Genomic DNA, 12,560 nt, shown 5'->3' with positions numbered 1-12,560 from the left:
GTTGAAGCACTTTGGCTGGCACTTGTTGATGCGGACTTAGACGCGCTCGTTGAGGCACTTTGGCTGGCACTTGTTGACGCTGACTTAGACGCGCTCGTTGAGGCACTTTGGCTCGCACTTGTTGACGCTGACTTAGACGCGCTCGTTGAGGCACTTTGGCTGGCACTTGTTGATGCTGACTTAGACGCGCTCGTTGAGGCACTTTGGCTCGCACTTGTCGATGCGGACTTAGACGCGCTCATTGAGGCAGATTGAGATGCATCTGAATCCGATACTGGTGGTTTCACTGTATTTTGTGTACCATCTTTATAAGTAATCGTCACAGTCCCATCATTTGATATTCTATATCCTTTATCTCCATCTTCGATACGGTTTGCATCTTTTGGATTTGCTGCTTTCACCGCCTCAAGAATCTTTTGTTTATCTTCTGGAGACAGGGTTTTTGTATTGCTTACTTGAACCGTTGCTGGAACCTGAGCTGGGAATTTCTTATTCAGTTTCCCTTGAGCTACTACTGTCAGAGTACGTGCTTCGTTATTAGATAAATCGACTGCTTTAGTACCACGATTCCATCTGTTACCATCTGCATACTGCTTGTTTGCATCATAGGTTGCTGTGTACTCTCTAGTAGCAGGATTCGTTTCTGAGGCTTCTGTTGGAGTATTCTTAAATCCTGGGGCAGAATCGTTTGATGAATATCCATCTTGGAAAATTCTATCTTTATCAGAAATACCGTCATAAAGTTTCAGTTCTTTAATCTTACCACTATTATCTTTAGCACTTAAGACGATTTTAATTTCATCACCTGCAAAGACCTCGTAGCCTCTTGCACCTGGGCGAACATTATCCTGAATGGATTGTTTCTCCCATTGACCTGTCTTATCATTCTTGATATAAAGATCAAAGGTTGGTTCTGGTCTTTCAGTTTCATTAGTAATAGTCCCAGACCCTGGCTCTGAAGTTAACACTTCAGTTGTATTTGGACCTGCTGGTACACTTTGAATTGCAGTCACATTACCTGAAGGAAGTAGACCATTGTTTGCGGTGTAAGCCGTTCTCAAATCTTCTGCAGTAAAGGTCACGCTGGTAGCGTTATTTCCTGCTTTTTTCGGCGTAATTGTTTGACCTGCAACTGTCAAGGTTACGGTTGCTCCTGGAAGAACATTATTTACCGTGATGGTTTGATTTGGCAAACCTCCACGTCCACTTAAGTCTTCAATAACCGGTGGGTTAACTTCCATTGCCAAATCTGAGATTGGTTTTGTACGAGATTGACCATCTTTATAGGTAATCTTAACATTATTATTCCCTTCGATGGTAACATTCTGGATACGATCTTTTTCTTTTTCTGTAGCTGTATCATGGGAATTCTTAACAGCTTCTATAATGCTTGTTTTTTCCGTATCTGTCAAGGAAGCAAGACTTGTAACCTTAATCTTCTTATCTGGATTCAAGTTAGCATTTCTTACTGCTAGACTACCTTGTCTTATTCGGAAGGTAGACCCATTTGAACGGTTACCTGACTCATCTTCTGCGGAAATTGATCGCGTAGCAACATTTCCTGTACTATACTGCAACTCATCTTTGACTTTTCCTGTAACTTCCAATTTAGCTGGTTTTGCTGGAGTTGCTTCTGTCAAGGAAGAAATGTTTGTTGCATTCGCCTCTCCAAATGAAGAGTCTAAGACATTTGGAACTATTGTTGCACTTGTTTCACCTGAATGAACGTTAGTTCTCTTAATAAATTTACTATTATCTGTGAAGGTTGTAGTGAAACGAATTTCATCACCTGCATAGAAGGTATGTTCTGGTTTATTTCCTACGCTGGTTTTTGAAACTTCTTTCCACAGACCAGTTACACGATCCTTCACTTCTACAACTGTATCTGTAGCTACTGGTTTTTCAGTTTCAGGAGTGATGTTCTTAGTCGTTGTTCCTGATTCCAAAGTTTCAGTTGAATTTGTTACAGGATTAATAAATGCCTTACTTTGCTTAACTGTTACATTTCCTGTTGGAAGCAAGCCGTTACTATCTGCAACATCGGTAGAAGGGAAGGTTACATTTCCATTACCATCTGCTTCTTTAGTAAGAGTTTTACCACCAATTGTCAAGGTAACCTGTGCATTTGGCAATGCATTCGTTACAGTGATTCCTTTATTTGGAAGACCACCTGTATTCGTTACTTGATCATCTGCAATTTGTGGTGGGTTTGGTTTTACTTTAATAGTAACAGGAACATTTGCATAATTACTTGGTTGAGTTGTTGAACCTTGTGGTAAAGTAATTTGAGCTTCTTTCTTATAGATACCTGGAGCTGAAGCATCTGGTGTAGATACCCACTTATAAGTTGTTCCAGCAGGAATCACCACACTAGAATCAGAATTTTTAAGCGCATTGCCCGGATTGTTAATAATATCATTTAGCGGAGCCGTGTCACCAACTGTTGTAGTATACTCTTGTTTAGCTACCGGATCAACTACCGTATAATCAAATCTCACTTCACTTGTGAGAGCAGGATTTGAAGCTGTTACATCACCAAGACGTCCTTTAGGATAAGTTGCTTTTGCAGTATAGGTAGTATGGTGCGTTTTAGCTGAAGAATCAGTTGTATGCCAAACATCACTAAATTTAGGTGACCCAGCTTGACTACTTACCGATGCACTTGCATTGTTGTTCAGACGATATTCATAAGCAAATGTTGTTCCTGAAGGAAGAGAATCATTATTGAGATATAGGTTTGAAAATCCACCTATATTATTAGCATATCTACCTCCAACTGCTTTATCACCCGAAGTTGCTTTAAAGGCATAAAATTGACCAGTAACTCCATTATTGGTTTTGGTCTCAATTTTTGGATAAACAGTATAATTATAAGTTAAATCTGTTGTGGTTCTGTCTGGATGTGTTACCGTTAAGGTTGCAGCTCGACTACCTACTTCCATTGTAGGAGCTTGTCCGTTTTTCCATGCAAATGTTGTCCCATTAGGGAGGTCAGATGCTCCGCCAACTGGGCGCACAAGACTTCTTGGATTTATATTAGACAGCGACTCATTACTTACTGCATAGAATGTGTCAGTCCCTTTTTCAACACCATATTTCAGATTTGAATTGACTGTATCCTGGGTACGATCTCGATAAGTAATGGTTACAACGCCATTATCTGCTACACTTAGGAAACCTTCTTCAGTTCCTTTTTTATAGTCTGTACCTGAAAGAATGCTTGCATTGGCTGTTTTAAAGTTAGCCAAGACTTGCTCTTTTTCCTTTGGACTTAGATGTTCTTTGTCATTAACTGTGACCGTCGCACCACTCACAGGGTTTTGTCGCTCGTTAAAACCTTTAATAGTAAAATTGGTAGTCTTTTCATCAGTCAGACCATCAATATCTGTAAGTGTATAGGTGAGTTTATAGGTTCCTGGTGTTTCCGGCTCCCAAGCAGTACCCTTACGTCCAATTGTCCCTTCTACTTTGATATTATAAGATTTCAAAGCTCCAGTTTGATTACCTTTAGGATCATAGATATACAAATCCCCCAATCCTCTTTTACTAGTAGCGGGAAAGTTCGGCGCATTTAAACCTGTAATATTCTTATTAGATAAAGAAGGTTTGATGTTATCCATCCCTTTATCATCATTTAATTGTATATCAAAACCAGTGACTGCATCATCATTATAAAAGATAAGATCCTCTGGCATCGTAATTGTAGGCTTATTAGATGCCGCACGGCTCTGACCTGCTGCACGGCTCTGACCTGTCCCACTAGTTGGAACAGTTGAACTTATTGAACCGCTATAATTTCCAGAAGTATCTGCACTTGTAAACGGTTGACTGCTTGTAGCAACTTTTGCGTTCAAGCTTGCAGCTTTCGACTGCTTGTTTACAGTGGCATGAACTTCAAGCGTTGCTTCTAGGTTTCTTTGTTTATCATGGCGGATATCATAGACATACTCATTTCTTGAACCACCACGTTTCGCCATCTCTTGTCCATTAAAGGTCACACGATTAATCGTCGTATTGGAATCTACATCCGCAATCAGCCCTACATGATGCAAGGCATTGTTAGCATGCATATTAATACGCCAAACAACTTCATGAGTATTTGGATTATAATTAGTAGACGCAATTGAGGCTGTCGTACCATGGCTAGAGAATATTGCTCTAGGAGAAGCACCCCTCTCTATCGCTTGTCCATTACGGCCATCACGTTGACCTGAAGTGGCACGTAAAACTGCATTGGCAATAGAATTACGAGCTGAAGTTGCCGTTTTGACAACACTACCAAGATCAGCAGTTGGATCCTTTAAAGCTGACTCAATCTCAGTAATGGCAGTTTCCACCTTAAGGATGGCTGCACTCGTATCTGGAAGATCTGCCGCCTTAGCTAAATACTCACCCATTTCAGCTGAAATTTTAGCCAGCTTTTTACGATCTTCTTCATTTTTCTTTGTAGATACTTCTACCGATGACAAGGCACCAGCAGTCACTCCTGCCAAACTTGTTAATTCGGAAGTTTTCTCTATCAAACCTGTTGCTGACTTAGCAGAGTCCAAGACAGGTGCAGACAAATTAGAGTTTGGCAAACCTTGACTAACTACTTGATTCTCAGCTGAAGCTGATTCAGATTGTCCAGCAGTTTCAACACTAGCAGTGCTAGTCGCAACCGAACTATCTTCTGAATGAACCATCAACTGACTAGAACTTACAGAAGTAGTTTCTGACACACTTGCAGAAGTACTTGTCGACGCGCTAACAGAGGCAGAAGTACTTGCTGACATACTTGCAGAAGTGCTAGCGCTCACTGATTGGCTGGCAGAAGTCGATTCTGAACTAGACACACTCTCGCTTTCTGAGTGTGACAAACTTGCCGATTCTTCTGGATTTGCTTTCGAAACAGATCCAAGAACGACTGAGTCATTTGTAGCTAAAACATCCGATGACTCCAATGTCTTTTCAAGAGCAACCGCATCATTGGCATGAACAGTAGTTTGTGTTGCCACTGCTCCGCCTAATACAGCTCCTGTAGCTGCAAGTCCCCTTATAATATCGAGGCCTGTAATCGTATTGTTTGTTTGGTTCTCAACCACTTCGGTCATAACTTGAGTAGTGTCGACACTACCACGGAAAACCTTAAACAAACCAAATAAAGAAGTGGAAGCCCGTAGCCAATGCTTACCGGATTTCACTAACTTATAGCGGGTCACACGATCAGTTTCACGATATTGACCCTCTTGACGTCTGAAAAACATGTTATCTCCTTTTCTAAACTTAGGTTAAGGGTACAATTCACCCCATTCTAAGTTAATCTTTAATATTATAAAAAAAATTGATTTAAAAAGCAATAGAATTCAAAAAAATAATACTATATTATAACACTTTATATTTAAGGTAAATCTTTTCACAAGTGAACTCAATACGTATTCAATATATATTGTGCCGTTTTTTGTATATTGCGATTTATTTACATTGAATAAAAATATAAAATTTTCTATATTCAAATATTCTATTTCATTAATCAATCATACTATTGCCGAATCACAGCGCTAGCTAGAGTTCACTGTTAAATTTCAATACATATAATTTCACTAGGATATTACGTGAGTAGATTGGCAAGGAAACATGTGTCCTCTCAAGTTTTTTTAATACCTAATACTCTTCGAAAATCTCTTCAAACCACGTCAGCTTCACCTTGCCATCCTCAAATACTGTCTGTCGCTAGTTTCCTAGTTTGCTCTTTGATTTTCATTGAGTATAAATGATACATCCTATTCCAAACTTAATTTTTTGATTAGTCTCCTTAGTTACTGAAATTCTTATCTTATAAAAAGAACTTTGCTGAACTACCACTGAAAGTTGAGAAGAACATTATTTTACCAAGTTTTAGTAAGAAAAACAGCCACTCTAACTATCTAAAATTCCGATGAAAAAGCCCACGAACAATAACATTCATGGACTTATTCTAATAATGAGGGATAGCTCAAATGACATATCACTTACCGATTGTTACACTAGGACACGGAGTTTGGCAAATCGATTCCATTTGCCAAACGTAGTTAGTAAAGCAGTTAGCTAGACCACTCACTACAAGTTACGACGGAAAAATCCACGGATCGATAATATTCGTGGATTTTTCCTAGTGAAGCGTTTAGGTAGACCGCCATAGCGGTTACCGATTATTAGATTACGACACTGAGTTTTATAAATCGATTCCATTTGTAAAACTCAGTTAGTGAGGCAGTTAGCTAGACCACTCACTACCCGTTACGACGTAAAGTTTTACGAATCGATATTATTCGTAAAACTTTACTAGTGGAGCGCCTAGCCAAGTTCCATAGAAACTTGGCGTTAGTTACTTAGATTGTTACACAATCAAGTAACTTTGGCGATCTACATTTTTTCCTCTAACTCTACGTCTGGATACTTGTCCGCAAACCAACGGAGGGCAAAGTCGTTTTCAAAGAGAAAGACTGGTTGGTCAAAGCGGTCTTTGGCCAAGATATTGCGACTTGATGACATCCGTTCATCCAAGTCCTCAGGCTTGATCCAACGAACGGTCTTTTTACCCATTGGGCTCATAACTACTTCCGCATTATACTCACCTTCCATACGGTGCTTAAAGACTTCAAACTGGAGTTGACCAACAGCTCCCAGCATGTACTCGCCTGTTTGGTAATTCTTGTAAAGCTGGATGGCTCCTTCTTGCACCAATTGTTCAATCCCCTTGTGGAAGGATTTTTGTTTCATGACATTCCTAGCAGAAACTTTCATAAAAATCTCAGGTGTAAAGGTTGGCAGTGGTTCAAATTCAAACTTATTTTTCCCAACTGTCAAAGTATCCCCAACCTGATAAGTACCGGTATCGTAAACCCCGATAATATCACCTGCCACGGCATTGGTCACATTCTCACGACTTTCAGCCATAAACTGTGTAACATTGGACAGCTTGGCACCCTTACCAGTACGAGGTAGGTTGACACTCATACCACGCTCAAATTCACCTGACACGATACGGACAAAGGCGATACGGTCACGGTGACGAGGATCCATGTTGGCTTGGATTTTAAAGACAAATCCTGAGAAATCCTTGTCGTAAGGATCCACAATTTCACCGTCTGTTTTCTTGTGTCCATGTGGTTCTGGAGCAAACTTGAGGAAGGTTTCTAAGAAAGTCTGCACACCAAAGTTAGTCAAAGCCGAACCGAAGAAGACAGGTGTCAATTCTCCAGCCAGAATAGCTTCCTCTGAAAATTCATTCCCAGCTTCATTTAAAAGCTCAATGTCATCCTTGACTTGCTCGTAGAAAGGATTGCTACCAAAAAGCTTGTCCCCATCTTCTAAACTGGCAAAACGCTCATCCCCTTTATAGAGCTCCAAGCGTTGGTTATAGAGGTCATATAACCCTTCAAAGGCTTTCCCCATCCCGATTGGCCAGTTCATCGGGTAGCTAGCAATACCCAAGACTTCTTCTAATTCTTGCAAGAGGTCCAGTGGCTCACGACCGTCACGGTCTAGCTTGTTCATAAAGGTAAAAACTGGAATGCCACGGTGTTTGACAACTTCAAACAACTTTTTGGTTTGAGCCTCAATACCCTTGGCAGAATCCACCACCATGACCGCAGCATCCACCGCCATCAAGGTACGATAGGTATCTTCTGAGAAGTCCTCGTGCCCTGGCGTGTCTAGGATATTCACGCGCTTGCCATCGTAGTCAAACTGCATAACAGATGAAGTAACGGAAATCCCACGTTGTTTCTCGATATCCATCCAGTCAGACTTGGCAAAAGTCCCTGTTTTCTTTCCTTTTACAGTACCAGCCTCACGAATCTCGCCCCCAAAGTAGAGCAACTGCTCAGTGATGGTTGTTTTCCCCGCGTCAGGGTGGGAGATGATAGCAAAGGTACGACGTTTCTTAATTTCTTCTTGAATATTCATAAGTTCTCTTTCTTTGATTCTCTATTTTTCTTGTTTCAATAGCTAAGAATGATTTCTACATTGGATTTTACCATTCCTTTCAACACTCCATTATATCGGATTTTAGCATTTTTTTCAATTTCTATTTTATGTTAGACTATACTTGAATAAAAGCTATTCCTTGTAGTCAAATAGATCGAAAACCGTGACAATTCTAGCAAAAATGATATAATAAAACAAAAAGGAGATGTAATCATGTTCAAAGAATTTGGTGTAACCAATTTAGAAGTGACGAAAGATGATATTTACAAGAATCCAAGCAACCCTATTTTGCGTATGTATGATGACGATGAATTAATCGGAACCTTTAGTATTCTAACTGGAGAAGTATTGGAAAATTTGGACTTGGCAGACTATGATATTCGTTTTGCTCAAAAGCAAATTGAGTTAAATCGCGATAACTACCTTGAAACATGGAAGGACTACGTGGGATTACTACATGCCTAAATATTCTTTCTTAAAGTATGGTATTGAAATCCGTCCTAACGAACATAACCATAAAGGTCAAAAAGCGCATATTCACTTTTATATCCACGGAGAAGAAGTCGGCTCAATGTTTCTGAACGGTGAACTGAGAGATGGTAAAGCAAAAGCAAAAGACCTAAAAATGATAAGGCAATATGTCTTAGAAAATGCAGTTGAACTTCAGGCTTTATGGAATGAATACCAAAAGAGTGCATACTAAAATCAAAGAATCTTAGTTTGCTAATCAACAACAAACAAAAACTATCTAGCAATTTTAATGCCTACTATTCAACTATTGCCCCACTTAGGTACTAACCATCCTACTCCCCTTGCAATTTTTCAAATAAATGTTACAATAAATATAGAAAAAGGTGTTGCGACAACAACACCCCACAGATCCGTTTAAGACGGTGGCTGTAATTACATAACTAAAAAATAGCTCGTTAACTCGCCAAAGTTTGGACGGCTATTTTTTTGTCTCTTTTACCAATTCAAGGATGAACTTTAGGAGCGTGATAACAAAGTTACCAGCTACAAACATGAGTGTCAAAACCTCAAAAGGGGACAAATCTGGTTACTCCTTTCTACTAAGATTTTACAGGTTCTGCACATAAGCATCACCATCCTTTCGATTTCGTAACCACCGTCTTCACTTCTCTGTTAAACTATTGTACCATATATTTTCCCCTTTGAAATCCGCTTTTCAAATAAATCATCATCAAAACCCGTTCTCCATCCTATACCTGTCTTTTTTCATCTTTCCCTCCCTTATTTATAGGAAAATATGGTAAAATAGAACAGACTAAAAATCATCATTTCACGAAAGGATGCAAGATGAAAATTACGCAAGAAGAGGTAACACACGTTGCCAATCTTTCAAAATTAAGATTCTCTGAAGAAGAAACTGCTGCCTTTGCGACAACTTTGTCTAAAATTGTTGACATGGTTGAATTGCTGGGCGAAGTTGACACAACTGGTGTCGCACCTACTACGACCATGGCTGACCGTAAGACCGTACTCCGCCCTGATGTGGCTGAAGAAGGAACAGACCGTGACCGCCTGTTTAAAAACGTACCTGAAAAAGATAACTACTATATCAAGGTGCCAGCTATCCTAGACGATGGAGGAGATGCCTAATGACTTTTAACCATAAAACCATTGAAGACTTGCACAATCTCCTTGTCTCTAAGGAAATTTCTGCAACTGAATTGACACAAGCTACTCTTGAAGATATCAAGTCTCGCGAGACAGCTATCAACGCTTTCGTTACCATCGCTGAAGAGCAAGCTCTTGCTCAAGCTAAAGCCATTGATGAAGCTGGAATTGACGCTGATAATGTCCTTTCAGGAATTCCACTTGCTGTTAAGGATAATATCTCTACAGACGGTATTCTCACAACTGCTGCCTCAAAAATGCTCTACAACTACGAGCCTATCTTTGATGCGACTGCGGTTGCCAATGCAAAGGCTAAAGGCATGATTGTCGTTGGAAAGACCAATATGGACGAATTTGCCATGGGTGGTTCAGGTGAGACTTCCCACTACGGCGCTACTAAAAATGCTTGGGACCACAGCAAGGTGCCTGGTGGTTCATCAAGTGGTTCTGCCGCAGCTGTAGCTTCTGGACAAGTCCGCTTGTCACTTGGTTCTGATACGGGTGGTTCTATCCGCCAACCTGCTGCCTTCAACGGGATCGTTGGTCTCAAACCAACCTACGGAACGGTTTCTCGTTTCGGTCTCATTGCCTTCGGTAGCTCATTAGACCAGATTGGACCTTTTGCACCAACTGTTAAGGAAAATGCCCTCTTGCTCAATGCTATTGCCAGCGAAGATGATAAAGACTCTACTTCTGCTCCTGTCCGCATTGCCGACTTTACTTCAAAAATCGGTCAAGACGTCAAGGGCATGAAAATCGCTTTGCCTAAGGAATACCTTGGTGAAGGGATTGCCCCAGAGGTTAAGGAAACTATTCTAAATGCTGCTAAGCACTTTGAAAAACTTGGCGCTATCGTTGAAGAAGTCAGCCTCCCTCACTCTAAATATGGTGTGGCAGTATACTACATTATCGCTTCATCTGAAGCTTCATCAAACTTGCAACGCTTTGACGGTATTCGTTATGGCTACCGTGCAGAGGATGCGACAAACCTTGATGAAATCTATGTAAATAGCCGTAGCCAAGGATTCGGTGAAGAGGTTAAACGCCGTATCATGCTTGGTACTTTCAGTCTTTCATCAGGTTACTATGATGCTTACTACAAGAAAGCTGGACAGGTTCGTACCCTCATCATCCAAGATTTCGAAAAAGTCTTTGCGGATTACGACTTGATTTTGGGTCCAACTGCTCCAAGCGTTGCCTATGACTTAAATTCTCTCAACCACGACCCAGTTGCCATGTACTTAGCTGACCTCTTGACCATCCCAGTTAACTTAGCTGGTCTTCCAGGGATTTCGATTCCTGCTGGATTCTCTCAAGGTCTCCCTGTCGGACTCCAATTGATTGGTCCTAAGTACTCTGAGGAAACCATTTACCAAGCTGCTGCTGCCTTTGAAGCAACAACAGACTACCACAAACAACAACCCGTGATTTTTGGAGGTGACAACTAATGAACTTTGAAACAGTCATTGGACTTGAAGTCCACGTAGAGCTCAACACCAATTCAAAAATCTTCTCACCTACTTCTGCCCACTTTGGAAATGACCAAAATGCCAACACTAACGTGATTGACTGGTCCTTCCCAGGAGTTCTGCCAGTTCTCAATAAAGGTGTTGTTGATGCCGGTATCAAGGCAGCTCTTGCCCTCAACATGGACATCCATAAAAAGATGCACTTTGACCGCAAGAACTACTTCTATCCTGATAATCCCAAAGCCTACCAAATTTCTCAATTTGATGAGCCAATTGGTTACAATGGATGGATTGAAGTTGAGCTAGAAGACGGTACGACCAAGAAAATCGGTATCGAACGCGCCCACCTAGAGGAAGACGCTGGTAAAAACACCCACGGTACAGATGGCTACTCTTATGTTGACCTCAACCGCCAAGGTGTTCCATTGATTGAGATCGTATCTGAGGCTGACATGCGTTCGCCAGAAGAAGCCTACGCTTATCTGACAGCCCTCAAGGAAGTTATCCAGTACGCTGGTATTTCTGACGTTAAGATGGAAGAAGGTTCTATGCGTGTGGATGCTAACATCTCCCTTCGTCCTTATGGTCAAGAGAAATTCGGTACCAAGACTGAGTTGAAGAACTTGAATTCCTTCTCAAATGTTCGCAAGGGTCTTGAATACGAAGTCCAACGTCAGGCTGAAATCCTACGCTCAGGTGGTCAAATCCGCCAAGAAACACGCCGTTACGATGAAGCCAACAAGACAACTATCCTCATGCGTGTTAAGGAAGGCGCTGCTGACTACCGCTACTTCCCAGAACCTGACCTACCTATCTTTGAAATTTCAGATGAGTGGATCGAAGAAATGCGTACAGAGTTGCCAGAGTTTCCAAAAGAACGCCGTGCGCGTTATGTATCTGACCTTGGCTTGTCAGACTATGATGCTAGTCAGTTAACTGCGAACAAAGTCACTTCTGATTTCTTTGAAAAAGCTGTTGCTCTCGGTGGCGATGCTAAACAAGTCTCTAACTGGCTCCAAGGTGAGGTTGCTCAGTTCTTGAACGCTGAAGGCAAGACACTGGAACAAATCGAATTGACACCAGAAAACTTGGTTGAAATGATTGCCATCATCGAAGACGGCACTATCTCTTCTAAGATTGCTAAGAAAGTCTTTGTCCACCTGGCGAAAAATGGCGGTGGAGCGCGTGAATACGTGGAAAAAGCAGGCATGGTCCAAATCTCAGATCCAGCTGTCTTGATTCCAATTATCCACCAAGTCTTTGCGGATAACGAAGCCGCAGTTGCCGACTTCAAGTCAGGTAAACGTAACGCAGACAAGGCCTTCACAGGCTTCCTGATGAAAGCAACCAAAGGCCAAGCCAACCCACAAGTTGCCCTTCAACTTCTTGCTCAAGAATTAGCGAAGTTGAAAGAAGATTAATATGTAAAAGAAACCAGCCCTGAGGTTGGTTTTTTTCGCTCCTACCAAATCCCAATAACTATTTTGGCTTTATTTCCAGAAG

8 protein-coding genes are annotated in these 12,560 nt (G+C 41.1%); 5 read left to right on the top strand and 3 right to left on the bottom strand.

The genetic code is table 11. The features are described 5' to 3' along the window. Positions 1-5,246, bottom strand: a 5,246-nt coding sequence (locus HT731_RS02845; protein WP_173277590.1) for an accessory Sec-dependent serine-rich glycoprotein adhesin, incomplete at its 3' end; no start/stop codon positions are given. Positions 5,247-6,384: 1,138 nt separating this feature from the next. After that, positions 6,385-7,929: a peptide chain release factor 3 gene (locus HT731_RS02840; protein ID WP_061759866.1), complete on the bottom strand. Its 1,545-nt coding sequence runs from the start codon at positions 7,927-7,929 to the stop codon at positions 6,385-6,387. Between the two features lie 234 nt (positions 7,930-8,163). Here HT731_RS02840 and HT731_RS02835 point away from each other — a divergent pair, with 234 nt between their 5' ends. Together HT731_RS02835 and HT731_RS02830 are read left to right on the top strand one after the other, a co-directional pair. Then, positions 8,164-8,415, top strand: coding sequence for a hypothetical protein (locus HT731_RS02835; RefSeq protein ID WP_000471833.1), 252 nt, complete (start codon positions 8,164-8,166; stop codon positions 8,413-8,415). Beyond that, positions 8,408-8,653, top strand: coding sequence for a DUF4160 domain-containing protein (locus HT731_RS02830; RefSeq protein ID WP_001127466.1), 246 nt, complete (start codon positions 8,408-8,410; stop codon positions 8,651-8,653). Before HT731_RS02835 ends, HT731_RS02830 begins: the two co-directional genes overlap by 8 nt. A 246-nt stretch (positions 8,654-8,899) precedes the next feature. Here HT731_RS02830 and HT731_RS09355 read toward each other — a convergent pair whose 3' ends face one another. Beyond that, on the bottom strand, positions 8,900-8,974 hold the full coding sequence (locus HT731_RS09355) for a hypothetical protein (protein ID WP_232610068.1): 75 nt from the start codon (positions 8,972-8,974) through the stop codon (positions 8,900-8,902). 293 nt (positions 8,975-9,267) lie between these two features. Here HT731_RS09355 and gatC point away from each other — a divergent pair, with 293 nt between their 5' ends. Genes gatC through gatB form a run of 3 tightly spaced genes read left to right on the top strand, consistent with a single transcriptional unit; the run spans position 9,268 to position 12,478 of the window. Next, positions 9,268-9,570 carry an Asp-tRNA(Asn)/Glu-tRNA(Gln) amidotransferase subunit GatC gene (gene gatC / locus HT731_RS02825; RefSeq protein WP_000705419.1) on the top strand — a complete coding sequence of 101 codons (303 nt, stop codon included), beginning with the start codon at positions 9,268-9,270 and terminating at the stop codon, positions 9,568-9,570. Continuing rightward, a complete protein-coding gene (gatA, locus tag HT731_RS02820) occupies positions 9,570-11,036 on the top strand; it encodes an Asp-tRNA(Asn)/Glu-tRNA(Gln) amidotransferase subunit GatA (protein WP_173277589.1) in 1,467 nt (488 codons plus the stop codon). The genes gatC and gatA overlap by 1 nt, the downstream gene beginning before the upstream one ends. Next, complete coding sequence (gatB, locus tag HT731_RS02815) at positions 11,036-12,478, top strand: Asp-tRNA(Asn)/Glu-tRNA(Gln) amidotransferase subunit GatB (RefSeq protein ID WP_061759869.1); 1,443 nt, start codon at positions 11,036-11,038, stop codon at positions 12,476-12,478. The genes gatA and gatB overlap by 1 nt, the downstream gene beginning before the upstream one ends. Positions 12,479-12,560 lie beyond the last annotated feature (82 nt).

This window comes from Streptococcus sp. k-163 (assembly GCF_013277555.1).
In the GTDB taxonomy this organism is placed as follows: Bacteria; Bacillota; Bacilli; order Lactobacillales; family Streptococcaceae; genus Streptococcus.
The sequence above is the reverse complement of the archived record's forward strand: the minus strand, read 5'-3'. Positions and strand labels throughout refer to the sequence as shown.